24 protein-coding genes are annotated in these 22,535 nt (G+C 53.1%); 8 read left to right on the top strand and 16 right to left on the bottom strand.

Annotated elements, in window-relative coordinates; translation table 11 throughout:
• Positions 1-37: 37 nt before the first annotated feature.
• Positions 38-283: an acyl carrier protein gene (locus DK507_RS12065; RefSeq protein WP_109356621.1), complete on the bottom strand. Its 246-nt coding sequence runs from the start codon at positions 281-283 to the stop codon at positions 38-40.
• A 185-nt stretch (positions 284-468) separates the two neighbouring features.
• Here DK507_RS12065 and DK507_RS12070 point away from each other — a divergent pair, with 185 nt between their 5' ends.
• Entirely contained in the window at positions 469-987 is a 519-nt protein-coding gene (locus DK507_RS12070; RefSeq protein ID WP_109356622.1) for a Pycsar system effector family protein, read from the top strand.
• Positions 988-994: 7 nt separating this feature from the next.
• On the opposite strand, the gene DK507_RS12075 is transcribed toward DK507_RS12070, so the two are convergent.
• The 5 genes from DK507_RS12075 to DK507_RS12095 all read right to left on the bottom strand — a co-directional run bounded on the left by DK507_RS12075 (position 995) and on the right by DK507_RS12095 (position 6,777).
• A complete protein-coding gene (locus DK507_RS12075) occupies positions 995-2,185 on the bottom strand; it encodes a cytochrome P450 (RefSeq protein ID WP_109356623.1) in 1,191 nt (396 codons plus the stop codon).
• A 69-nt stretch (positions 2,186-2,254) separates the two neighbouring features.
• Positions 2,255-3,181, bottom strand: a complete 927-nt coding sequence (locus DK507_RS12080) for an NAD(P)-dependent oxidoreductase (RefSeq protein WP_174209042.1) — start codon at positions 3,179-3,181, stop codon at positions 2,255-2,257.
• Positions 3,182-3,205: 24 nt separating this feature from the next.
• Positions 3,206-4,315: a glutamate 5-kinase gene (proB, locus tag DK507_RS12085; RefSeq protein ID WP_254054366.1), complete on the bottom strand. Its 1,110-nt coding sequence runs from the start codon at positions 4,313-4,315 to the stop codon at positions 3,206-3,208.
• A complete protein-coding gene (obgE, locus tag DK507_RS12090; RefSeq protein WP_109356625.1) occupies positions 4,312-5,379 on the bottom strand; it encodes a GTPase ObgE in 1,068 nt (355 codons plus the stop codon). The genes proB and obgE overlap by 4 nt, the downstream gene beginning before the upstream one ends.
• Before the next feature lie 84 nt (positions 5,380-5,463).
• The gene (locus tag DK507_RS12095; protein WP_254054367.1) at positions 5,464-6,777 is read right to left on the bottom strand and encodes an aromatic ring-hydroxylating dioxygenase subunit alpha; all 1,314 of its coding nucleotides are present in this window, start codon (positions 6,775-6,777) and stop codon (positions 5,464-5,466) included.
• Between the two features lie 220 nt (positions 6,778-6,997).
• On the opposite strand from DK507_RS12095, the gene DK507_RS12100 reads away from it, so the two are divergent.
• Complete coding sequence (locus DK507_RS12100; RefSeq protein ID WP_162559031.1) at positions 6,998-7,396, top strand: hypothetical protein; 399 nt, start codon at positions 6,998-7,000, stop codon at positions 7,394-7,396.
• 53 nt (positions 7,397-7,449) lie between these two features.
• Here DK507_RS12100 and DK507_RS12105 read toward each other — a convergent pair whose 3' ends face one another.
• Positions 7,450-8,172: a LuxR family transcriptional regulator gene (locus DK507_RS12105; RefSeq protein ID WP_109356627.1), complete on the bottom strand. Its 723-nt coding sequence runs from the start codon at positions 8,170-8,172 to the stop codon at positions 7,450-7,452.
• 442 nt (positions 8,173-8,614) lie between these two features.
• Between DK507_RS12105 and DK507_RS12110 the strand changes: the two genes are divergently transcribed.
• Both DK507_RS12110 and DK507_RS12115 read left to right on the top strand, forming a co-directional pair.
• Positions 8,615-10,042, top strand: coding sequence for a hypothetical protein (locus DK507_RS12110; RefSeq protein WP_216822386.1), 1,428 nt, complete (start codon positions 8,615-8,617; stop codon positions 10,040-10,042).
• A 28-nt stretch (positions 10,043-10,070) separates the two neighbouring features.
• Positions 10,071-10,865 carry an isoprenylcysteine carboxylmethyltransferase family protein gene (locus tag DK507_RS12115; RefSeq protein WP_109356628.1) on the top strand — a complete coding sequence of 265 codons (795 nt, stop codon included), beginning with the start codon at positions 10,071-10,073 and terminating at the stop codon, positions 10,863-10,865.
• A 4-nt stretch (positions 10,866-10,869) separates the two neighbouring features.
• On the opposite strand, the gene DK507_RS12120 is transcribed toward DK507_RS12115, so the two are convergent.
• The 4 genes from DK507_RS12120 to DK507_RS12135 form a co-directional block, all read right to left on the bottom strand.
• Positions 10,870-11,274 (bottom strand): putative quinol monooxygenase, encoded by a 405-nt coding sequence (locus DK507_RS12120; RefSeq protein WP_109356629.1) that lies wholly within the window; start codon positions 11,272-11,274, stop codon positions 10,870-10,872.
• The gene (locus tag DK507_RS12125) at positions 11,271-11,882 is read right to left on the bottom strand and encodes a TetR/AcrR family transcriptional regulator (RefSeq protein ID WP_109356630.1); all 612 of its coding nucleotides are present in this window, start codon (positions 11,880-11,882) and stop codon (positions 11,271-11,273) included. The genes DK507_RS12120 and DK507_RS12125 overlap by 4 nt, the downstream gene beginning before the upstream one ends.
• Positions 11,879-12,331 carry a DUF4442 domain-containing protein gene (locus DK507_RS12130; RefSeq protein ID WP_109356631.1) on the bottom strand — a complete coding sequence of 151 codons (453 nt, stop codon included), beginning with the start codon at positions 12,329-12,331 and terminating at the stop codon, positions 11,879-11,881. Before DK507_RS12130 ends, DK507_RS12125 begins: the two co-directional genes overlap by 4 nt.
• Before the next feature lie 117 nt (positions 12,332-12,448).
• Complete coding sequence (locus DK507_RS12135; RefSeq protein ID WP_109356632.1) at positions 12,449-14,587, bottom strand: molybdopterin-dependent oxidoreductase; 2,139 nt, start codon at positions 14,585-14,587, stop codon at positions 12,449-12,451.
• Positions 14,588-14,742: 155 nt separating this feature from the next.
• On the opposite strand from DK507_RS12135, the gene DK507_RS12140 reads away from it, so the two are divergent.
• Positions 14,743-15,588 (top strand): class I SAM-dependent methyltransferase, encoded by an 846-nt coding sequence (locus tag DK507_RS12140; RefSeq protein ID WP_162559032.1) that lies wholly within the window; start codon positions 14,743-14,745, stop codon positions 15,586-15,588.
• On the opposite strand, the gene DK507_RS12145 is transcribed toward DK507_RS12140, so the two are convergent.
• The 5 genes from DK507_RS12145 to DK507_RS12165 form a co-directional block, all read right to left on the bottom strand.
• The gene (locus DK507_RS12145; protein WP_109356634.1) at positions 15,585-16,241 is read right to left on the bottom strand and encodes a DUF2461 domain-containing protein; all 657 of its coding nucleotides are present in this window, start codon (positions 16,239-16,241) and stop codon (positions 15,585-15,587) included. The genes DK507_RS12140 and DK507_RS12145 overlap by 4 nt on opposite strands.
• 47 nt (positions 16,242-16,288) lie before the next feature.
• Positions 16,289-16,744, bottom strand: coding sequence for a biopolymer transporter ExbD (locus tag DK507_RS12150; protein ID WP_109356635.1), 456 nt, complete (start codon positions 16,742-16,744; stop codon positions 16,289-16,291).
• Positions 16,745-16,867: 123 nt separating this feature from the next.
• Positions 16,868-17,554: a hypothetical protein gene (locus DK507_RS12155; protein WP_109356636.1), complete on the bottom strand. Its 687-nt coding sequence runs from the start codon at positions 17,552-17,554 to the stop codon at positions 16,868-16,870.
• Positions 17,555-17,710: 156 nt separating this feature from the next.
• Entirely contained in the window at positions 17,711-18,829 is a 1,119-nt protein-coding gene (locus DK507_RS12160) for a TIGR03032 family protein (RefSeq protein WP_254054368.1), read from the bottom strand.
• A gap of 123 nt (positions 18,830-18,952) precedes the next feature.
• Entirely contained in the window at positions 18,953-20,065 is a 1,113-nt protein-coding gene (locus DK507_RS12165; RefSeq protein ID WP_109356637.1) for an MBL fold metallo-hydrolase, read from the bottom strand.
• A gap of 327 nt (positions 20,066-20,392) precedes the next feature.
• On the opposite strand from DK507_RS12165, the gene DK507_RS12170 reads away from it, so the two are divergent.
• The 3 genes from DK507_RS12170 to DK507_RS12180 are packed head-to-tail and all read left to right on the top strand — an operon-like array spanning position 20,393 to position 22,534.
• A complete protein-coding gene (locus DK507_RS12170) occupies positions 20,393-21,082 on the top strand; it encodes a glutathione binding-like protein (protein WP_109356638.1) in 690 nt (229 codons plus the stop codon).
• A gap of 2 nt (positions 21,083-21,084) precedes the next feature.
• Positions 21,085-21,708, top strand: coding sequence for a 2-hydroxychromene-2-carboxylate isomerase (locus DK507_RS12175; RefSeq protein WP_109356639.1), 624 nt, complete (start codon positions 21,085-21,087; stop codon positions 21,706-21,708).
• 43 nt (positions 21,709-21,751) lie between these two features.
• Positions 21,752-22,534 carry a crotonase/enoyl-CoA hydratase family protein gene (locus DK507_RS12180; RefSeq protein ID WP_109356640.1) on the top strand — a complete coding sequence of 261 codons (783 nt, stop codon included), beginning with the start codon at positions 21,752-21,754 and terminating at the stop codon, positions 22,532-22,534.
• Position 22,535: the final 1 nt, after the last annotated feature.

Consider the following 22,535-nt stretch of genomic DNA (forward strand, 5'->3'; position numbering starts at 1 on the left):
GTCATTCTGAAACAGGGTCAGCATGACGATAATGGTGTTATTGATCCATCAACTTGGCAACGGCATCGGCAAGTTGACCGACATTTTCGATTTCGGCCTGCATGTTCATGGTAATGATAATATCAAATTCATCTTCCACTGCAGCGACAAAATCCATCACCGTCAGGCTGTCCCACTCCAGATCTCCTGCAAAGGTGGTGTCGTCTTTCAATTCGACGCCCTTATTGTTGAATGGTCCGATCAAGGCTTCCACCTTGGCCATAATTTCTTCGCGACTTGCCATGTTTAATTCCCCAATATTCCGGCCTGCTTTCTTCAAACAACCTTTGCCAATGTGAAGCCCCCATTGGCAAGCGAATAAGGCCGAAACAGGGCACAAGGGTGGGCATATGCGCCGCAACTTGCCCAATTGCGCCGATTATGTCACTCTCGCGGCGCATCGGGTCGCGCCTGTGCGGAGGGTGAAACATGACCGAGGACCGAAAATGGCCGGATGAAGTCATCCAATTGCTGCGCACGACCCAGCAACATCATGTTCAACTCAGTCTGATGGCCGACCACAAGGCCAATATGCTGATTGGCGCGACGTTTGTGGTTTTCACACTGGCGATTGGTCAAAGCCATGCGAGCAGCTTTTCCTTACCTCTGCTGATATTAGCGATTTCGGCATTTTGCGCGGCTGGCCTGGCCGCAATAGCCGTCATGCCAGCTACAAAAATAAGGGCGGGTGCCAATCCCAACATGCTGTTCTTTGGCGCGTTTTCCAAAGTATCGGAAGACGAGTTTAAGGATCAGCTTTTGTCGGAGAATTTCATCGATCAGGAAACTGTTTATCGGACCATGTTGCGTGATATTTATCAAATGGGAGTGGTACTGGAACGCAAGAAATACCGCTATCTAGGCCTCGCATACCGGGTGTTCTTGCTTGGCTTATCAATGACCTTCGTGACATATCTGGCGGAGCAGTTTTCCGGACCGCTGCTTTAAGGTCATTCTATTCCCAGTTGAGCCAGAGCTCCTCAATCGCCCAGACCACGCCGCCGCGCATCGCACCTTGTGGTTTGTCTGGATCAAGTCGAAACTGGCCAATTTCACGGAACCAGGTTTCGTAGAAAATATGCAGTTCCATCCGTGCGAGATGCAGCCCCAGGCAAGTATGAATGCCTGAGCCAAAAGCGCCATGGCGATAATGCTTGCGATCCACCGAAACGGTCATCGGATCTTCGTTGAGTTTGTCCTCCCAACCGATCATTGCGAGCGGGCAAATGATCTTTTCACCTTTGGACAGTTTCTGGCCGCCCAATATCGTGTCTTCATTGATCTGGCGGGGCAGATTGACGAAGCTGTAGCGGCGCAGCAATTCTTCGGTAACATCGGGAATGCAATCGGGATTGTCGATGATTCTTGTCTGCAAGGCTGTGTTTGTCGCCAGATGCTTCATGCTGAAACTGAGTGCATTGACCACAGTGTCCAGCCCCGCGAGAAATAGGAGATGCGCGATCGAGAGCAGCTCTTCGAAAGTAAGTTCGCGCCCGTCAATATCGGACCGGATGATATGACTCATCATGTCATCCTTCGGGTCCGCCTGACGCTCTTTCACAAATTCCGCCAGCATCGCGACAATCTTCTGTTGAACCTGCGCAACTTCGGGCGTGCCAGCCAGTTCAAAATTCTCGTTCACCAGCGCGCGAAACTCATCAAATCGGTCAAGCGGCAGTCCCAGCATTTCCATGAAAACCGATACCGGAAAGCGCGACCCGACCGCGTCTATAAATTCACAACTCCCATCCGTTTTAACTGCACCGATAAGCCTGTCTGCCCATTGCTGAATCCGCTCTTGCAGGGGCGCAATTGCCTTTTTTTCGAAAAACGGCCGCATCATCTGGCGATAGGGGCGGTGTTCTGGCGGATCGAGAGACAGCGGGATTGTTTTGGGTATGTTCTCGATATGGGGAATTGAGAAATTCTCGTTGGAAAAGATATTCGGCTTGCGCAGCAAGTCGATCATCATGTCGCCGTCAGTGACAATCCAGTGCCCCCCATTTCTGGGTGTCCAGAACAGGGGAGGCGCTTCGTTTTTCAGCGCCAGAAAGGCGTCGTGCACATCCACCTTGATTGCCGGTTCGCCATATATGTCGAAATCATGAGTGGGCACGTAATCGCGCACCGCTGCATTGCTTTCCATAACATCGTCTCCCAGACTGCAGTTATGCGCCGGTTTTGAGAGAATGGCAGCTAGTGATTTTAGGAGGCGTCAGAGCCAGTCATTCTGACGATACCATTTTGCGGTATCTTTCAACCCTTGCCGCGTCTCGATTTGCGGCGTCCATAATTCGGGCGGCAGGCGCTTGGCGGGATCGACCGTCCAGTCATCATGACAGAAATAACTGACGCGATCTTCGGTAAGCTTGGCCTTGTCACGGCGGAAAAAACGATCGGCCTTTGCACCAAATTCCAACAGAAATCTTGGTGTTGCTATTGGTTTAATCCGTCTGCCAATCGCCCATCCAACGGCTTTGGCGAAGCTGGTCTGGGTCCAGCCGCCGGTCTTGCCGTCGTCCACCTCAAAAATCTGGGTAGTCAGATCTTCATGTTCTGGAATGATCGTCATCAGAGCGCGGGACAGGTCGTCAACATGGATCGCCGATAGCCGCCCGTCGGCATCGGGGGGCAGGGTGATAAAGCCGGTTTTTGCCATCTTGAACAGCTCCAGCATTTCCCTGTCTCCGGGTCCGTAAATGGCAGGAGGCCGGATGATCGTCCAATCGAGTCCGCTGGATGCGACGATCTTTTCCGCTCTGGCCTTGGTATCGCCATAGATAGACAGCTTTGGCAAGGTCGCCGCAAGCGACGAGACATGAATGAGGCGGTTGCATCCCGCTTTCTTGGCCGCCTCTACGACCGCCAAGGTGCCAGCGACATTGCCAGCTTCAAAGCCTTCTCGCGTTGGGGCATTTACAACCCCGGCAATGTGGATCACTGCATCTGCCCCCGTGCACAGCACGCTAAGGCTGGCCGGGTTATCCAACGCACCGCGCACCCACGTCACATTGGGGCGGTCATCCTGTGTCTGGCGTGTGAGGGCGCGTACGGGAAAACCGGCGCGCACCGCTAGGTTGAGCAGATGGCTACCCACAAAACCGGTCGCACCGGTGATTGCCAGAGTTGGTTTCGTCCGCATGCGGTTACCTGTTCATGCCCGGCTTCACACCAGCACCATCTGGTTACGGTGCACCACAGCACTGCGCGGAGCGTAACCGAGCAAGGCTTCGAGTTCCGAGCTGCGCCGCCCGATAATCTTTACGCAGTCCAGTGCATCATATTCGGTCAGCCCGCGCGCGATTACCTGACCATTGGGATCCGTAATATCCACAACATCGCTGCGCTCAAATCCGTCAGTTACCGAGACGATGCCAGCGGCGAGTAGGCTGCTGCCGCCCTTAAGCGCCGCCGCAGCGCCAGCATCGATCACGATCGTGCCTGCCGAGGTAAGCCGGCCGCCAAGCCAGCTTTTACGGGCATTTTTGCCTTCGTTTGCCTTGAACAAAGTTCCTTTGCTGCTGGCTTCATAGCGCTCTAGCGGATGGTCTTTGCGTCCTGATATGATGGACAGCGAAATCCCGGCCATATTGGCAATTTGTGCCGCTTCCAGTTTTGACGTCATGCCGCCGGAGCCCAGCCCGGATGAAGAGCTGCCATCAGCCATGGCCAATATATGCTCGTCGACCTGCTCAACAGTGCTGATCAACTGGTCTTTATCGGTGCTATCCGGACTCCGGTCATAAAGGCCATCAATGTCGGAGAGCAAAACCACATGATCTGCGCCTGCGGCTTGCGCCACCCGTGCAGCGAGCCGGTCATTGTCGCCAAAGCGGATTTCATCGGTCGCAACGCTGTCATTTTCATTGATTACGGGTACGGCGCGTTTGTCGACCAGTCGGTCAAGTGTGGCCGTTGCGTTCAGATAGCGCTTGCGATCTTCCATATCGTTCAGTGTCAGCAGCATCTGCGCCGCGGTGATGTCATGTTTTGCGAGCAATTCGGACCACAGGCTGCTGAGTGCAATTTGCCCGACCGATGCCGCGGCCTGAGCATCAGTCAGATTGGCGCGTCCGCCTTTTTCAAAACCCAGTTTGCGTGCACCCAATGCGATGGAACCGGACGATACGATAATGACAGACGCGCCAGCCTGGTGGCGCTTCGCAATATCCGTAACCAGTGTTTCCAGCCAAGCGCGCCGCGCCGCTCCATCGGAATCGATTAGAAGTGATGAGCCAACCTTTACGACAATCTTCTTCTTGTCCTGCAAGCTCACAGCGGTGACCAGTCTGCTTTTTCCTCCTCATCGCCATCGCTATCGCTGGCGAGTTGGTCAGCCTTTTCGATTGAGCTATTTGCCCCGACTGCTTCAAGTACTTTGTCAAGTACCGCATCCATGCCTTGGCCCGTCGCACCTGATAGTGGCAACACTTCCGCTGCGCCCGCGGCAAGCAGGTCATCAGCAATTGCGTCCATTAGCTCGTCATCAAGCAGATCGGCCTTGTTGAGCGCTAGTATCTGGGGCTTTTCGGACAAACCGCCACCATATTGTTCCAGCTCTTTGGTCACGGTTTTCCACGCAGCTACAGGATCATCGCCGGTTGCATCGATCAGGTGGAGTAGCACTTTGCAGCGCTCAATATGACCGAGAAACCGGTCGCCGATGCCGGCCCCTTCGGCAGCGCCATCAATCAAGCCGGGAATATCCGCGAGAACAAATTCGCGGCCCCTGTGCTGGACGACGCCCAATTGTGGATGGATAGTAGTAAAGGGATAAGCGCCCACTTTGGCTTTTGAATTGCTGACAAAGTTGATCAGCGTCGACTTGCCTGCATTGGGCAGGCCGACCAAACCGGCATCGGCAATCAGTTTGAGCCGCAGCCAGACCGCCGCTTCTTCGCCCGGCTCACCGGGTTGATGCTGTCGGGGCGCGCGATTGGTCGCGCTTTTATAGCTGGCATTGCCGCGGCCACCGATGCCGCCTTCGAGAAACAGCTCTTCCTGTCCTTCGCGGGTGAAGTCGAGCAGCACATGTTCCTTGTCTTCGGACAGGATCTGCGTGCCGACCGGTACTTGGATGACTCGATCTTCACCGCCCGCACCGGTGCGATTGCGGCCAGCGCCACCTTTGCCGCGCTGTGCTTTTATATGCTGGGTATAGCGAAAGTCGATCAGGGTGTTGAGACCTTCGACCGCTCTGAAGATAATGTCGCCGCCTTTGCCGCCGTTGCCGCCGTCCGGACCGCCATATTGAATATATTTCTCACGCCGAAAACTGACAGCGCCAGGGCCGCCCGCGCCCGAGCTCACATATATTTTGGCTTGATCTAAGAAATGCATGGTTGTGCATTTAGGGAAGGGCGAAGGGAATAGCTAGAGGCTTGATTACCCAGTCCTATCACCGGCGGCCTCATCCGCAGATTTTCACTCCGCCGCCTGCAATTGCTCCATTTGGGTTACGCGTGGATCATTGGGATGGACCCATTCTTCACCGATCACCTGTTTCACTGCGAGCTCGTCCGGCACGTTATCGAGACCGATCATCTTGTCGCAGGTCTGATGAAAACTGTAGATACGCGCTTCCTGATAGCTCAAAGGCACACTCTTGAACCCGTCGCTTTCCATGGATTTCTGGATCATCTCGCCAAATTGCGTGTCTTCCAGGATGATCGGGCTCATATCCCTGCCATTCGGCTTGCTCTCATTCGGTACTGTCCACAGGTCTGGCGCTGGACCGTCCCCCCAGTCCAGCGCCATCGTGACGAGTTCCAACCGGGTTGTATTCAGCCCGGTCGGCCAGAAAACCAAAGGCGGTATAAAATAATTGGATAGTGGTGACACCCAGTTGGGGAACATGGTGTAGCTTTGCGTGCAGGTGCGGCCCAGTTCGCCGACCGTATCAATCTCTTGCCATTCCGGGGGAGAGTCAACGGCTCTGACATGCTCGCGGTCGGTTTCCTGCGGGGCAGGGGCCAGCATCCGGGCATGGCCATTGGGGAAGATGGTGTTCACATTGCGCTTGCTATCGACCAGTGGTGCGACGGTTTCGGGATGGATGAAGGGGACGTGATAGACCTCCATATTGGCTTCCATCGCCACCTTCCAGTTGCAGTTGAGGTCAAAGGAGTGGCGCGCGGCGAGTTTGATCTTGTCGAACTGAAATTCTTCCCAGTCATTCCAGACTGGGCCAAGCCATTCCCTTAGCGGCATTGCATCATCATCAAAGTTCACAAAGATTACATTGCCCAACATCTCGCATTTGACCGGGATCAGGCTGCGGCAACTAAAGTCGAAATCGGCAGGGAAATCCTGTTTTTCGGGTACACCGACCAGCGTGCCATCGGTCTTGTAGGTCCAGTTATGGTAACCGCACATCAAACGCGGCGAGCGGCCTTTTTCTTCTGTAACAACCGGCGCTCCGCGATGTCGACATGTGTTGTAAAACGCCCGTACTTCACCGTCCATACCATGGACAATTATAACCGGAGTCCCGGTATTTTCCCATTTCATGAAACATCCAGGTTCCGGGATTTCATCAATATGCGCCGCGAATAGCCAGCTTTTTTTCCAGATATGCCGTTGTTCCAGATCATAATATTCCTGGGAGGTATAGCGGCCCGCCGGAAGATCAGGCAGAGGCGGAAAACCGTCCGGCGGCGCAGAGCGCGATGCTTCCCACTCCATCAGGCGCTTCATTTGCGCTACATAAGCTGGATCCATTGGCATCAGTCTATTCATCTCTCCCGATATCGCCTCATGGCACGGCGATGACCACGTGGTCGATTGACAATAGTGATAGAGGAAAGACACCGGCGCTATGGTATCAAAATCGGCGGCGAAAACCATGAGACCTGTTCATTGGAAAGTCTTGTCACGTGGTCTCGGGGCGTGACTATCAGTGGTTCTTTACTTTAAGATTTCTGCGAATACCCGGGTCAATAGTTTGTGGGAGGACATATTGAACGAAGAAGAAGATACAGAGAGTGTTCCAGGTAATGATAACTCCAGTTATTCTGATGTCACCCATCTCAATTTCACAGCGCATATCGCCGAGCAAAACAAATTACGATCCGAATACTTCAAAGACCTGACACTTGGCGACCCTATTTGGGATGTTTTGCTGGATATTTATGTTTCGGAAAAAACGGATCGATCAACGACAATTGACGCGATATCGGACCGTCAGGAGAGATCGAAGTCCTTGTGTCAAAGATGTGTAGATTACCTCCTCGAACGTGATGCAGTTTTTGAGAATTTCAATCGCTATACCGCGCCGAAATTTCGCTATCTTGCCAGCGAGAAAACCAAGCAGCAAATCGCTGCTTGGCTCAACAACTGTCTGGCGTCAGCGCCGTGATTTATTGTACTTGAAGGATACGCTTTTTTTGATAAACGCTGGTTTTGACTGCCTTACGTCCTCACCAGGTCCATGCTGATTGCTTTTACTGATGCTGATGTGCGATCATGCACGCCCAGTTTGGTAAATGCACGGCGCATGTAACTGTCGATAGAGCTTTCTGATAATTTTAGAATTGTACCAATTTCGGAGTTTGACTTTCCTTTTGCGGCCCATGCAATGATCTGCATTTCTCTCTTGGATAAAGACTTGTCTATTCCATAGAGATCGGATGTTAGCTGACAAAAGCGCAAATGCGCCATCTGCGCAAAAATGTGGCATTGCAATCCAGCCTCGCTGTCCATGAGCCGCTTGCTATTGGGCTTGCCGTAGGAGGCCAGTCCGTTACGAGACTGTGGTCCGAAAACAGGAAATATCCAACCCTCGTCAATATCTGCGCTATTGGCGTCTTGCTTAAGATTTTCGAACAGTTGTCGGCTGTTCGTTAAATTGGCAATTTCGGTCCAGCGAAATGCCGAGCCTTTTGAAAGGCTGTTCTCGGTTGTGATATGACCCTGTTCGATCAGTCCTGTGATGGCGAATTTCTGGAATTGTTCATCTGAGAGACCAACATATCTAATAATGGTATCGGGATGTGTTGGCTTTCTGTGGGGTGGCGGGCAAGCATATACAGTGGCTCGAAATCCATATTGTCGAGCGATTTTCAGAACATATTTCCATAGTCTGGCCGGGTTGTCACATTGATCTAATTTGCCAATTTCATTGAAGGTTAGCATTGGTCCTCACTTGCAACAATTTGAAGCATATCCACAGATTTTCCTCTGGTCTGCCCCGCGATCCCGTGGCGTTCTTTTGGGCATGGTGGTCTTCAATTGCGTCTGATCAATTTGGCATTTGATGATCAGGGCGCCAAATATTGCCCTTCGATCCCCACAGATCTCGATATTCATTGCTCTATTCCGGAATATTTCACAGCCTGTTAGAAATTTTGGTCAAGTCTTAATTTACCAGACAATGATTTGTGGCGGCGGAGCGGTAGCTTGTCTGGATTAACTCAGCTAACATTTTGAAAATAAGCCTTTAAGTGATTGAAACATGGTCATGGTTAAGGTGGTAAAATCCCCTAGTAATCATGAATGTTGACAGAAACGCCTTGCTCCAGCTATTAAGTATCCACTGGATACATAAAAAATAGACGAAAATTTAGAAGGAAAAATCATGTCCCCTCATGAAGTAAAAACACGTTTCGGAACATCGCGGCGCAAGGTTCTTGGCGCTTCGATGCTGGGTGCTGGAACAATGCTTGCTGGCATTGGCGCCAGCGCCGCCGGTGCGACCCTGAAGTCAAAAGGCAATATCTTGTTGGATCGCGTTCCGGATATGCCCAAGGGGCTTTTCGATGCGGTCAACTTCCCGTTGATCGAAGCAATTCACGGTCGCCGGTCACGCCGATTTGCGCGCGGCGCATCCATCCCGGATGGTCCGCTGGCCTATACGTCCAAGCAAAAGCCGGAAGCTTTGTCTGAACTGGAGCAAATGTTGCTGCTCACAACGGTTGCAGGCAATACCGGCTGGTCCAACCTGATCCCCCATAATCCCAAATATCTGCCCCACATCCCCAATTATGCCGGGGCCGCTGGCGGACGGACTTTTCCGTCCTGCGCGGGGTTCCAGATTACCGAGTTTTTCTACACTGACGACAAAGGCGTCTACTTCCTCCCCACCCGTGACATGCCAGCGACGAGCGCGACCAAGCCCAATGGCGAGACGGATCTCAAAGCCTATCTTGACGCGCACAAATCGCGGATCGCGAAGATCGCCGATGGCCGCCTGAACATACCGACAAAGGCTGAGCATATGGAAATGCACAATGAATGGTGCGCCAATGTTCCGGGCAGTACGATGATCTTTCCGGTCGCCGATCTCGCGCAGCATATCATCATGGCTTTGTGCTATTTCGTTCAGGGCGGCGTGTGCATCTATGACGACGTGAATAATCGCCCGATCCCAGGTCTGGAGAAGTTCAAACATCTGGTTGATCTGGAGAACCCGTACCCAATGACTTATGTCGAGCAGGTCAGCGCGAATGAAGTGACGGTCGAATTGTCCTGTTCCTGTTATGCCGGTGCGCTAATGCTTCAGGCCATGGGGCTTGGCGGCTGGATGTATGACGGCCTCAATCCATTCAGCGTGTTGGGCGCAAGCGGTGATCCCGACGTTCCCGGCCTGGGCTTCCGTTTTGATATGTTGCCCAATGAACCTTTGCCACATGTCACCGGACTGGAAGGCATATTGGAAGGGCATTGTCAGCCCCATTTCAAGGATATGCGCGCCGCCGTTGTGTCTGTAGTTGAACGCAAATTTGGAAAAGGCGGACCATTTAACGCCAGCACGCCGGGTCACTATAAAGAAACCGACGCCGTGCGTCGAAGCGCGGCACCGATCGATGACGAATTCATTGATTGCGTGGCGACCATGGCGCAATATGTTCAGGACACATTTGGCCGGTTCCCTGCCAAAGTGCCGGCTATTCTGACGCTGATGTACCTTCAGGCGCACAAGCTCGATACCGGTTTCTATGACACCTATTTTGATCACGGCGCCTATCTGAAAACCCATGCGGATCACCAGAAAAACTGGGCATAGGTCTGGCGCGACCCAAAGGAATACGGATATGATACGTAAAAGCCTGATGCTGATCTACGCTTTGGGTGCCTATGCCCTGAGCATGGCCGCGCTTGTCTACATTATGGGTTTTCTGATCGACTTTGGCGTGCCGAAGGGGATAAGCGGCCAAAGCGCAATGGATGACGAATCCCTTGCGCTTTGGCCCGCCATATTAGGCAATGCTGGCCTGATCGCGCTTTTCGGTTTGCACCATTCGATTACTGCGCGGACGTCATTCAAGCGCTGGTGGACCGGGATCATTCCGGCGCCGATTGAACGGGCAACCTATCTGTATATGACTGTGGCTATGACGGCATTGCTTGTCTTGTTCTGGCAGCCCATTCCGATTACGATATGGCATGTGGAGCCCAGGCTGGCGGCCAGTTTCATCTATGCCGGATATGCCGGCATATGGACGATGATGGTCGCGGCGACGTTTCACTTTGGCCATTTCGGTTTTCTGGGGCTCGCGCAAGCCTGGCAGAATTTTCGAAATACCAAACCCGCGCCATCCAACATGACCGCGCGTTATCTCTATGCGCTGGTCCGTCATCCGATCAGTCTCGGCTGGATGCTTGCGCCTTTCATGACGCCACATTTCACGGTCGGTCATCTGGTTTTTGCAGGGGCTACCTTTGCTTACATCCTGTTGGCGACACCGTTTGAGGAAGCGGACCTGATTGAGGAGATAGGAGAACCCTATCGCGATTATCGTGATCGTGTCCCGACTTTTGTCCCGTTTGCCAAGCGCAGATTGTTCAAAGCAGTTCCGGAGCATAGATCCCGACCGCCTGGCCGGTAAACAATTATTGGTCGGTGGAATCTGAAGTATAATAACCCATGACCGGCTCAACCTTCAAAAGACTTTTGATATGGCCCCAATCCCCCGATGCAACAATCCGATCATAATGTTCACCATGAAGTTCTTTTGATGCCCACACTTCCTGAAGCACGAAGACATTGGGTGTTTCAACATTCCGATAAACGATTGCGGAGACAAATCCCGGCTCCGAAGCCATGGCCTCGGACACACCGGCCATTATTTCTGAAAATTCCTTTAACCCCTCATTGCTCGCCTCGAAGTTAATGATGAGTGTTACGGGCGCTTCAGTATCAGAGGTTGCCGGTGCGTTTGCACAAGCTGGGAGTGTGGCGATGGAAAAGATTATCAAGAGGTATTTCAATAAGTTGAATGCTTGATTCTGAATCATTGGGGAGACTCCTTTTCTGTGGACCAGAGCGCCTGCGAAGCTTCGTCGGGTGCGGGACCTAAGCCAGCTACCGCAAGCAGCTCCTTGATAAAGTCTTCGTCCGGGCGGGCCTTGAGCGTGCCCGAGCTATGCAGCCCAACCCCGCCATGAACGAGCATCCAGTAACGCATCACAGCCCTGCGTTTGTCATCGTCGCTGCCTTGGTCGGGCGCAAGCACGGCTATCGACGTAGCGATCATTGCATCAGCACCGGTGCGTAACTCGGGCACATTTTCAAACTGTGCGTAGCTGCGGTTCATCATGATGGTGTAAAGGTGACCGTGGTTTAGTGCGAATGTCGCATAGGTACGGACAAATTCCGCCGCATTCCTGGTCTTTGCGAGAAGACCGGAAAGCTCATGATAACCACCAGCAGCTACTGCTGACAGCAATGCGTCCTTGTCGGCAAAGTGATTGTAAATCGCGCGGTGCGCCACGCCGATCTTGGTCGCCAGAGATCGCATACTAAGCTTCTCTGCGTCGCCTTTGTCAATGCGCCTGCGTGCAAGGTCCAGCACCGCCTGGCGCAAGTCCCCATGATGATAGTTATCGCGGGTTTTTTTGGTCAAGCTGCCGCCTTCGAGACATGCCAGTCGACTTGCATGGCGGTAACTTCTTCTTCTGCCTCATCACGCATGGAGACTTCCACTGCAAACTGGACCTTGCCAGCTTCATCCAGCACGCTCAGCAAATCTCCAGCGGGTTGAGACAGTTTTGCGAACGCGCGGATCGGACCCTTGGCCACTTTTACATATCGGATGGAGGCATTGGCAGCCACTGGTCTGACCGTCATCAGCACCGATACAAAACCCCCTGCCATCGCGGCACCAGATGCCGCTTCGCCGAGCGTGAACAACGCACCGGCATGTTGACTGCCAATATGGTTGAGCGTCACGTCCTGCGCAGGCAGCAATGCTTCGCCCACGCCGTCTTCTATTGAAATCAGCTCAACCCCGGTATGGTTGGCAAATGGAACGGTTTGGGAAATGCTTTCCCGGATCATGTCATATGGTGTCATAGCGGCCCTTATATATCCAGTGGATATATTTATTGCAAGCAGATGTTCGCTTGTCAATTGAAGACTTTTTAAAGGCCGGAACGAGAGAGGGCTACTCCAATTTCCTGACTTGGTGAATCAAGCCGCACTTACCCGCACTGGAATCGCGCTTTGCACCGCCTGACCGGTAATCGGATCGAGATGATCATTGTCGACAATCAACCGGTTGGTCGATCCGCCCTTGGTCATCACATCATCCTTGCCTGCCTCACTGTCGCCAAAGGCATGACTCATAGAGATGACGCCGGGGCGGACTTTTTCGTCTGCTTTGGCCATGCCGAAGATGGATGCAGTGGGGGAGGTGATTTCGATGATCGCGCCGTCGCTGATCCCCGCCTTCGCCATGTCGTCGGGATTGATAAAGGCCGGATTAGTCGGCATTTTTTCAACCAGTTTCGGGAAGGGGTGTCCGTTGCTGTTATAGCGATGTTTCGACCGGCGGGAAATCAGGCGGAAGTCGAAGCCGTCTTTTGCGGGGTCATTGGCGGCATAGTCGATCAGCTCACTTGGCATGGCTCCGGCATTGAGATCAAAACGGTTTTCGCTGTCCGGGTCAGCGGGACCAACGACCGGGTGCAGCTCGTCATATGTGATCGCCGCGCCCTTGCGCTCCAGCGCCGCTGCATCCGCTTTCGCCTTGCTGGGTTTCAGGAGCGAGCCTTCTGTTATCAGGTCAAGAACGGTCGCCTTGTCGGGGCATTCGTCCATCGATACCGCGCCGCCGGGATAGTTCATTTCTATGCCCATGTGCTTGGCGAGCCACCAGAGCATTTCATACTCATCCATCGTGTCGCCGGGCGCCGGAACCATCGCTTCGGTATAGTGGGCATAGGCTTCCTCCGTGAATGCATCGGAGACATTGTTGATGTCCTCGCGCTCCAGGCACATACTGGGTGCCAGGATGATATCAGAGCGCTTGGCGCTGGCGGACATCCACGGGTCAATCTGGATGAACAGCTCAACTTCATCGAGCGCGCGGCGGACCTTTTGCTGATCGGGGAAGGCGATCTCGGGATTGCCGCCGATGGAGATTAGCGCCTTGATCTGGCCTTCACCGGGGGTGAGGATTTCATCGGCCAGCACGTTACAAGGCATTTCCTTGCCCAACATGCCCAAGCCACGAATACGGGATTTGGCAAAGCCTTCGCCGAACATAGGGGTGGGGGGCGCGACTTGCGCTTTTTTGGGCATGCCGCTGAGCGGATTGAAAACCATCGGGGCGGAAACACGATCGCCTTCCTGATTGAAACGCGCGCACAGGATATTGAGTGAGGCTACGAGATATTCGGTCAATGTGCCATTGCCCGCCATTTCCGGGCCTGTCCCTGTGACAACGCGGCCTTTATTGGCACCGGCAAACATGCGGGCGGCCTTGACCAGCTCTTCCTTGTCCACACCGGCACGCTGTGCCGCGACATCAGGCGTCATCGGTTTGACGGCGGCTTCCAGTTCCTCGACGCCATCAACATGGGCGGCGACGAAATTCCGGTCATAGAGTTTTTCGGCAAAGATGACATTGAGCATGCCAGCGAGCAGGGCAGGGTCTTCGCCCGGTTTCACGGGCAGGTAAACGTCTGCCAGCCGCCCCATGTCGCTGACCCGCGGATCGGCAACGATCACCTTCAGACCACGTTCCTTGGCATCGCGCAGGCCGCGAGACGGCGAGGATGTCGGCATGCCCCCGGAATAGTGGGAGACGATCGGATTGTTACCAACAAACATCGCAACATCTGATTCCGTAAAGGCATTACCGCCACCCATCCACATGCCATAGCGGGCCGTGGTGAACACTTTGGCGGGTTGGTCAACCGTAACACTGGTATACCAGTTGCGAGAGCCAATGCCCTGCGCAAAGGCGTAAGATGTACCAAGCACAGCGCTATTCTGAAACGCATTGGTGCCGCAATAGACCGCTATGCTGTGGGGGCCGTGTTCCTCGACCATCTTTTTCATCTGCGCGCCGGCCAGTGCCAAGGCGTCTGCCGTTGCAATGTCCTTGAAAGTACCGTCTTCCTGACGAATTTTGCTGGTGATCATCCGGTCTGGCAGGTTGTGCATGTCGGTAAGCTGGCGGCCCTTGATGCAGGTATAGCCGTTGAATAGATGATCGTCCTTGTCACCGCGCACGGCAACGACCTTTTCATCCTCAACATCCACCAGCATTGCGCAGCTGGCATGACAAAAACGGCAAAAACTTCTCTTGGTCTCGACGGCCATAGTAACTCTCCTACAACCGCGAGTTTATCATGGGTTGCGATAGGAGCGACTGACAAAACTGTTTGGATCATCCGGCAGGAAAACCGCCGGTGTCGGTGCGCCTGTTTTCCCGATATCATATATGTTAGATGACGGACGGGAGATGGGAGCCGACAATGTCATTGATAAGCGACTTTATCGCGGGACGAACACCGCCGGATCTATATGAAAGCTATCTATCGGAGGGGCTGTTCATGCCTTGGGCCGATCCGCTTATCGAGGCTGTTGCGGCCTCGGGCACCTGTCTCGATATTGCCTGTGGTACGGGTGTTGTTTCCCGCAAGTTTTCTGATTTGCCTGAGGTAGCAACAATATCGTCAATAGATGTCGCACCACCAATGATCGCCAAGGCGAAAGCCCTGCAACGGGAAAAAGATTATGCGCCGCGTGCGAAGTTTCAGGTCGCGAGTGCTCTCGAATTACCCTTTGATGAGGACATTTTTGATGTGGCACTATGTCAGCAGGGGTTGCAGTTCTTCCCTGATAAAGTGCTTGCATTGCGTGAAGCGGCACGGGTGCTAAAGCCCGGGGGCCGTTTGGGAGCTGCTGTCTGGACTTCGGCGCATGATGGTAATCCGGTCTTTGGCGCTTTCGAAGACATATTGGCGCGCAACATCGGTAGTGATATCGTTCCGATCGCGCCGTTCTCTTATGGCGATCCGGAAGAAATCCGGTCGGTCGCCGAGCAAGCCGGACTGGATGTAAAAGCGGTTGAGCGCCGGGAGATGATCACGACTTTGCCAGCGGTGCGGGACTTTGTGCTGTTCGATGTAATCTTTCTTGGCCGTCCAGATGCCGATGGCGCGTTACAACCGGTCATCGATCCGGAAGATGATGCGGCGGACGAACTGATCGAGACGATTATCGCCGAGTTAACCGATGCGGTCCGCCAATATGTGCAGGATGATGGAACGTTAAAATCGCCAACCACCACTCATTTTCTTTTGGCGAAAAGTGCCTAAAACTCCACGCCCATGGCATCGGCGACAAAACCCATAAGCGGCGCAACCTTTTTAAACTGCGCCTCAACCGAGTCCTCAAACCTGGCTGATGTCGCGAGCTTCTCATCGGCGTCCTGCATGCTGAAAAAGCTTTTGCGGCGCAGGTCGTCGATCAAGGGATGGTCGGGATCGAAACCTTTGGGTGCGCGCACCAATTGATCACCGCGAAGATCAAGGTCTTCGATCGCTTCCTCCCAGCGGGCAGGCTTGTCGATGATACGCTGACGGATATTGCGTAGCGCTTCACCCTGTGGGCCCCAGACACCGCCGCCAAAGAAAACTTCCCCCGGGCCGAGATGGACATAAAAGCCAGGCGCATGAGCATCCTTGCCTGCTTCGTGGCGAAACTGGCAGCCGACATGGGTTTTATAGGGGCTCTTGTCTTTCGAGAAACGCGTGTCGCGATAAATGCGAAAACGGCTGCCGCCATTGGGACGGGGATCAACTGCTATATGGGGGCTGATCGCGGCGACACGTGGTGCCATGTTGACGATGAAATCGGTGACCGGATCGACGACTTCCGCTTCATAGCGTTTCTTGCGCGCCTTGAACCACTCGCGGTCATTATTTTGTTCCAGTTCCCGCAGGAAGTCAAAAAGTTCCGGGCCAATCATCACAGTCTCCCATTGGAAAACTAGTCTGTCAGCCCGGAAGGGGGGAGTCAATTCAGGTGGCTATCCCATTTTTCAAATTGTCGGTTTCCGACAAATCCAATTGCCTGAACACCGGATCGTTTGACGGTGGCTATGGTGTGATCAAATACCTCATAGCGCGCATTGGCATCGGTCTGCATATGGAGCTGTGGCTTGTCGGGATCCTTGATCATCCCCGCAAGTCGCGATTTAAGCTGCGTTTCATTTACAGCTTGGCCATTCCAAAGAGTTAGTCCTGCATTGTTTATGCGCAGAACATTAACCTTCGGCGGCTCACCGGTACCAGGGATCGGCGGTGGCAAGGCGATCTCGACTTTGTGGGTAGCGATGGGAATGGAGAGCATCAGCATGACCAAGAGGACCAGAAGCACGTCAATGAGCGGTGTGATATTCAGTTGCGACATCGGCTGGCTGTCGGAAGCGCGGATACCATGTTGGCGAAACTTTGGTCGATAAGTTGGCATTTTATCTCTCTCCCGTTTTGATTATTACTCCGATAAATTTTTGTAATGATATAACATCATACTTAAATTTATGAGTTATGCAAGTTTATCGGGCGATCGACTATCTTCCGGCCTAATGTTGTTCTAACGAGACACCTGTCGCAGGTTGCTATGCGTTCGGGTTGTCTTTTCGTCGAAACTCTTGCCGAGTGCGGAGCCCGAAACCGCGACTTTAGAGCTTTTTACATAGGTCCGCCCGTCTGGCGCTCTGGCGCAACTTGTTTGTAGATTAAACTGATTAATACGGGCAAAAATGACTGGCTTGAAAGATTTCGAGGCCGTCAGGCTGTAGGTTAATATTGCAGGAGCCTTTTTGTCCACTGTGACCCGTCCGGTCAGATGCTTGACAAATTTCTTGCTGGCCTTTTCTTCCGGGTCCGGTAGCGGCTTGAAGGCGTAGGTCGCAGTCGTGGCGGTTTGACTGACGAGCCGCGCGCTTGCCGGAATACTTTTTGCCATCTCGTTGCACCAAAAGCCCTTATAACCGTTATTTTCGATTTCCTTGACGGCTTTTTTGAACTTATCGGTCCAGGTGGATTTTGCCGGTCGGGACACTTTTACCCGCTGGCCGGCTGGCCGGCTGGGATTGATCCGCCCAGCTGCATTCATTTCGCGCGTCACATAGCTGATATCATAGGAATAGGCTGGACCGTTTTCTGCTGCGTTCAGCGCGCGCTTTAACGGTGTTTGAGCTGTGGCAGGGGCGGATGCAAACAAGCAGGATGAAATCAGCGCAAGATGCAGCGATACAGAGCGGAGAGAGAGTTTCATTGTGGCTTTTCCGTTTTTCAACTTGCAGATTTTGACCGCATATCAATAGAAACAGGACGAACCTGTAATGTCAAAACCGCAATGCGTTTGTCTAGAGTTATCTATTCCGGCTTGGTACCAGAGTGTTTGGTCGCGACAATGGTGCAATAAAACAGCTCAGATCGGCCTGTCGGGGTTTTCAATGGTTATGAAGTCCCTGATCTCTACCGAGCTGGGACCAAGAGTTATGGGGTTCTTCACACCGGGTAAGACGCAGATGTCGAACAGCTCCGTAATCGCACCGTCGAAACGCAACCATTGAGCAATATTGCCGCTGCCCAAGGATATCATTTGAATGCCGCACCACGGGTCAGCGCCCTTTTCTTTCATCCTGTTGTCGAGCTCCAGGCCTTCGAAACGTTCATGGCGTGGTTTGGATAATGTCACAAAGGCATGCTCATTGTGAAACGCCAGCCCTCTCAAAAAACCGGGGAAGAAAGCAAAGGGCGTGAAGCTGTTATCGATGGGATCCAGCCACCCCAGTTCACCCGTGCCTGAGTTTAACAGCCAGACCTTGCCATCATATACGCGCGGGCTATGCGGCATGGACAGCCCATCGGTCAGGATTTTGTTACTGCCAACATCAATGATAACTCCACCATCATGCCGGCGATCGCGCCAGCCATCAACCACATCGGATTGGCAAACAGCGCTCACATATTTGGGTTCGCCTTCGACCATCGCCAATCCATTGAGATGGCAGCGGTCCTCTGGCACCAGTTTAGAGATGAAATCCGGTTTCCAGATGGGTTTGAAACTGTGCGTTACACTGGGTTCGCACAGGCAGCTATGCCGCGTGTTTACGAAGATAATATGACCGTTTTTGCGGATACCGATTTCGTGAATATCAACATTGCCCGTGGTCTGCATATTCCGCGGAACATAGACTTTGTCATGTGTATTATTTGCCAACTGATCGGACGCCAGCACATTTTCCAGGCGAACCACCTGAGTCAGCGTGCCCAGATAAATGCGGTCGGCATTACCGGTTAATCCCATGGCTTGGGGGTAGAGGGCTTCGTGCAACGCCAGCCTTCCATTTGCCCCGTGACCGGCCAGATAAAGCCGACCGGTCTGGTAAGAGGTAAAACCTATCGAGATATTATTAGCCGCCAGAAATGCGGCCAGACCTTGCGAAAAACTAATGTCAATCTTACCGGCTTCCTCTGCCGGTGTGGGCGGTGCCTGGGTCGGTTTGTTGGTGCAGCCTGGCTCAAAGGTTTTTGTATCATTCACGCCAAGCCTCCGATCCCCAATCGCTTTCAGTTGGCAATGTGGTTAGGCAATAACCCCCATTAGGCAAGCCAAATTTCACTACCTAGCCACGGGCAGAGGAAAGGGAGTCCGGCGTCTGCATTGTCAATCGACATCCCGCCACCATTTTTTGTTCACATGCGGTTGATCTGCCTCAACCACCTCACCAATAGTCGGCGTCAGTATTTCAACTTTCTGTTCGGTGGCAGCTTTCAGGGCGCGGTCGATAGGCTCATCCCAATCATGAAGAGCCAGATTAAACGTCATCCAATGCACCGGAAGAAGACGTTTGCCACCCACATCCAAATGGACCTGGATAGCGTCTTCTGGCGTCATGTGAATATCTCTCCACGACTGACCGGGGCCGTAAGCGCCCACTTTTATAATATTCAAATCAAATGGACCCAGCCGCTTTCCTATTTTGGCGAAAAGTGTAGAATAACCACTATCACCGCTGTAGAAAACTTTGTGAGCTCCTCCCGAAATTACCCAAGAACTCCAGTGCGTCGCTTTATTGTCCAGCAGCCCGCGACTTGAATAATGTCTATTGGGCGTAGCAATAACTGTCAGTTCACCGATATTGGCACTTTGCCACCACTCCATCTCCACCACCTGGGGTGCTGGAATGTCCCAATCTTCAAGATATTGTCCCACCCCCAGTGGAACAAAAAATTTCGTACCTTGAGTCGCCAAATGCCGGACTGTCGCTTCATCCAGATGATCATAGTGATTGTGGGAAATTACCACCGCATCAATACCGGTCAGTTGTTCCAGCTCAAGCGGTGCTTTGTGCGTTCGTTTGGGCCCGATAAACTGGAAAGGTGAGACTCGTTGCGACAGCACCGGGTCGGTCAAAATGCGATAACCATCAATTTCCACCAATACGCTGGCATGCCCAAGCCAGGTAGATCGAAGACCCGGTCGAGGACTATTCTGCAAATCGCTGACATCTATAGGAGTTACCGGAACGGAACCTTCCGGTTCTCGCTGCTGCTCGCCAAAAAACTGTTCCCCAAGGAAATCCATGCCAAGCTCGTTTTCGGCCTGACGTTCCTCATTTACAAATGCACCATCGACATAATGCTCTGAATCTTGGAGTCGGGTTTTTCGTTCTTTTGAAATATCGGTGTGAAGATACCATGCCAATATTCCAACGAAGACCGCGATACCAAGAAACAGGAATGCGATCCATTTTAGAACATTCAGCAATTTTTTCATTTTCGGTTTCCTGCCCCCGCTTGATCTTGCGTTGTTCGAGCAAGATTTAGTGTTTCTAGCACGGTGATCACCATCTCCAAACACCGATGTTCCGTTTTGCGCCCGCAATTAGAAGCTCCGAAAGCAAAATGCTGCAGGGCTCCTGCCACATGCAAATTTCCACAAATTTCCTGTTCTGCAGGGCTGCTTTTGTGCAACCATGGAGCATGCCTGTGATGCGCCTATCTGATTCCCGAGTTCCATTCATCATCGAGATCGCTCGACTCAATCGAATTTCAGCCCCATATCGCGTATAATTTGTCTCCTTTCTGTGTGGAGTAACCTGCAATGATCGACCTTTATTTTGCTCCCACGCCCAATGGCTGGAAAATCAGCGTTATGCTGGAGGAATGTGAGCTCGATTATAATGTCAGATGGGTGAATATTGGCGCTGGCGAGCAGTTTGAACCGGAGTTTCTGGCAATCAGCCCCAATAACCGGATACCGGCGATAGTCGATCATGATCCGATCGAAGGCGATGAACCGGTCAGTGTTTTCGAGACGGGGGCGATTCTGCTCTATCTGGCGAACAAGGCAGAGAAATTCCTGCCGGCCGATCTGCACGGCCAGATTGCTGCAACCGAATGGTTGATGTGGCAGATGGGTGGGCTCGGCCCGATGATGGGGCAGCATGGGCATTTCAAACTCTACGCACCGGATCGTATTGCCTATGCCACCGAGCGCTATCGCAATGAAGTGCTACGGTTGTTCGGTGTGATGGATGGTCGGCTCGCGGGTCATGATTATCTGGCGGGAGAGGATTACAGCATTGCGGACATGGCCTGTTTCCCGTGGGTGCAAACGTACAAGCGGCAGGAAATCGATCTGGCAGATTTTCCGAGCGTGAAGCGCTGGTACGAGACGCTGAAACAACGTGAGGGATTGCGGCGCGGTATGGCGCTGGGTCGCGACAAGATTAATCGCAATCCACAGGATGATGCCGAAGTGCGCAAGACATTATTCGGAATAAAGGAATGAGCATGAATACTGTTGAATTTTACTTCGATCTTTCGTCCCCATGGACCTGTCTGGCCTTCCACAATATCCAACCGATCATCAAAGAAAACGGCGCAGACATTATCTGGAAGCCGTTTCTCGTCGGCGGAGTGTTCAACGCCGTGAACCAGAGCGTCTATGCCGCGCGCGAAAATCCCGATGATCCGAAATTCGTGCACAGCTTTCGGGTGATGAAAGACTGGGCGGCATTGGCCGGTGTGCCGATGAATTTTCCTAGCGAACATCATCCGGTGAAATCCGTGCACGCGATGCGCGCATGTTGCGCGCTGGAAGACGATCAACCGGCGCTGCATGAATTCGCGACTGCGGCTTTCAATGCTTATTATACCGATCAGCGCAATCTGGATGACCCGGCGGTATTGGCGGCAATTGCCAATGAAATCGGTATGGACGGTGAGGCGCTGGTTGCGCGAACGCAGGAACAGGCGGTGAAGGACAGGTTGCGCGCCAATACCGAGGAAGCAATTGCTCGCGGCGCCTATGGCTCGCCCAGCATTTTTGTGCCTTATCAAGGTGGCGAACGGATGTATTTTGGCAATGATCAGTTGCCGTTGGTTAATCGAGCGATTAAACTGGCGATTGAATAACTGAACGAATCCAATCATAGCCCAGAAATACGGGAGCCTAATCATGTCAGAACGCGTCACCATTTCGGTTGAAAATCATATTGCCGATGTCCGGTTTAACCGGCCGGACAAGATGAACGCGCTCGATCCCGAGCAGATTGATGCGATCATCGATGCGACCGACAAGCTTGCCGAGATGAAGGATGTGCGGGCGATTGTGCTGTCGGGCAATGGCAAAGGCTTTTGTGCGGGGCTGGACATGGCCAGCTTCACGCAGTCGAGCACGACCGGCAGTCTGGTTGACCGCAGCTATGGAAATGCGAATATATATCAGCATGTCGTGCTGCAATGGCGGCGGCTTCCCGCGCCGGTAATCGTGGCCATTCATGGCGCCTGTGTCGGCGGCGGCCTGCAATTTGCCTCGGCTGCGGATGTCCGGATTGCCACGCCGGATTCCAAATTGTCGATTATGGAAATGCGCTGGGGCCTGATCCCGGATATGGGCAGCTACTCGACCTGGCGCAGCTTTGTGCGGGACGATATCTTGCGCGAGCTAACCTACACCAACCGGATTTTCTCTGGCGAAGAGGGCAAGGAGCTGGGCTTTGTCTCGCATCTTGCCGATGATCCGCATGCAAAGGCAATGGAACTGGCGGCGGAAATCGCGGGCAAGAATCCCGATGCGATCAAGGCCGCCAAGCGGTTGATGAACCAGCTGCCGGACATGAACGAAGACGAGATCCTGATGATGGAAAGCGTCGAGCAGGACAAGGTGGGCAGGGCGCCCAATCAGAAAGAAGCGGTCATGGCCTTCATGCAGAAACGCGCGGCCAACTTTAACGACTAGA

Origin of the sequence: Sphingorhabdus sp. EL138, assembly GCF_900258045.1 — a bacterium.
In the GTDB taxonomy this organism is placed as follows: Bacteria; Pseudomonadota; Alphaproteobacteria; order Sphingomonadales; family Sphingomonadaceae; genus Parasphingorhabdus.

Excerpts from the sequence above, each read along its gene's own strand:
- DK507_RS12175 (WP_109356639.1), top strand. The coding sequence starts at position 21,085 with ATGAATACTGTTGAATTTTACTTCGATCTTTCGTCCCCATGGACCTGT.
- DK507_RS12155 (WP_109356636.1), bottom strand. The coding sequence starts at position 17,554 with ATGAAACTCTCTCTCCGCTCTGTATCGCTGCATCTTGCGCTGATTTCA.
- DK507_RS12080 (WP_174209042.1), bottom strand. The coding sequence starts at position 3,181 with ATGCGGACGAAACCAACTCTGGCAATCACCGGTGCGACCGGTTTTGTG.
- DK507_RS12115 (WP_109356628.1), top strand. The coding sequence starts at position 10,071 with ATGATACGTAAAAGCCTGATGCTGATCTACGCTTTGGGTGCCTATGCC.
- DK507_RS12170 (WP_109356638.1), top strand. The coding sequence starts at position 20,393 with ATGATCGACCTTTATTTTGCTCCCACGCCCAATGGCTGGAAAATCAGC.
- DK507_RS12135 (WP_109356632.1), bottom strand. The coding sequence starts at position 14,587 with ATGGCCGTCGAGACCAAGAGAAGTTTTTGCCGTTTTTGTCATGCCAGC.
- DK507_RS12145 (WP_109356634.1), bottom strand. The coding sequence starts at position 16,241 with ATGATTGGCCCGGAACTTTTTGACTTCCTGCGGGAACTGGAACAAAAT.
- DK507_RS12130 (WP_109356631.1), bottom strand. The coding sequence starts at position 12,331 with ATGACACCATATGACATGATCCGGGAAAGCATTTCCCAAACCGTTCCA.
- DK507_RS12095 (WP_254054367.1), bottom strand. The coding sequence starts at position 6,777 with ATGAATAGACTGATGCCAATGGATCCAGCTTATGTAGCGCAAATGAAG.
- DK507_RS12070 (WP_109356622.1), top strand. The coding sequence starts at position 469 with ATGACCGAGGACCGAAAATGGCCGGATGAAGTCATCCAATTGCTGCGC.
- DK507_RS12075 (WP_109356623.1), bottom strand. The coding sequence starts at position 2,185 with ATGGAAAGCAATGCAGCGGTGCGCGATTACGTGCCCACTCATGATTTC.
- DK507_RS12065 (WP_109356621.1), bottom strand. The coding sequence starts at position 283 with ATGGCAAGTCGCGAAGAAATTATGGCCAAGGTGGAAGCCTTGATCGGA.
- DK507_RS12120 (WP_109356629.1), bottom strand. The coding sequence starts at position 11,274 with ATGATTCAGAATCAAGCATTCAACTTATTGAAATACCTCTTGATAATC.
- DK507_RS12110 (WP_216822386.1), top strand. The coding sequence starts at position 8,615 with ATGTCCCCTCATGAAGTAAAAACACGTTTCGGAACATCGCGGCGCAAG.
- DK507_RS12105 (WP_109356627.1), bottom strand. The coding sequence starts at position 8,172 with ATGCTAACCTTCAATGAAATTGGCAAATTAGATCAATGTGACAACCCG.
- DK507_RS12140 (WP_162559032.1), top strand. The coding sequence starts at position 14,743 with ATGTCATTGATAAGCGACTTTATCGCGGGACGAACACCGCCGGATCTA.
- obgE (WP_109356625.1), bottom strand. The coding sequence starts at position 5,379 with ATGCATTTCTTAGATCAAGCCAAAATATATGTGAGCTCGGGCGCGGGC.
- DK507_RS12165 (WP_109356637.1), bottom strand. The coding sequence starts at position 20,065 with ATGAAAAAATTGCTGAATGTTCTAAAATGGATCGCATTCCTGTTTCTT.
- DK507_RS12180 (WP_109356640.1), top strand. The coding sequence starts at position 21,752 with ATGTCAGAACGCGTCACCATTTCGGTTGAAAATCATATTGCCGATGTC.
- DK507_RS12150 (WP_109356635.1), bottom strand. The coding sequence starts at position 16,744 with ATGCCAACTTATCGACCAAAGTTTCGCCAACATGGTATCCGCGCTTCC.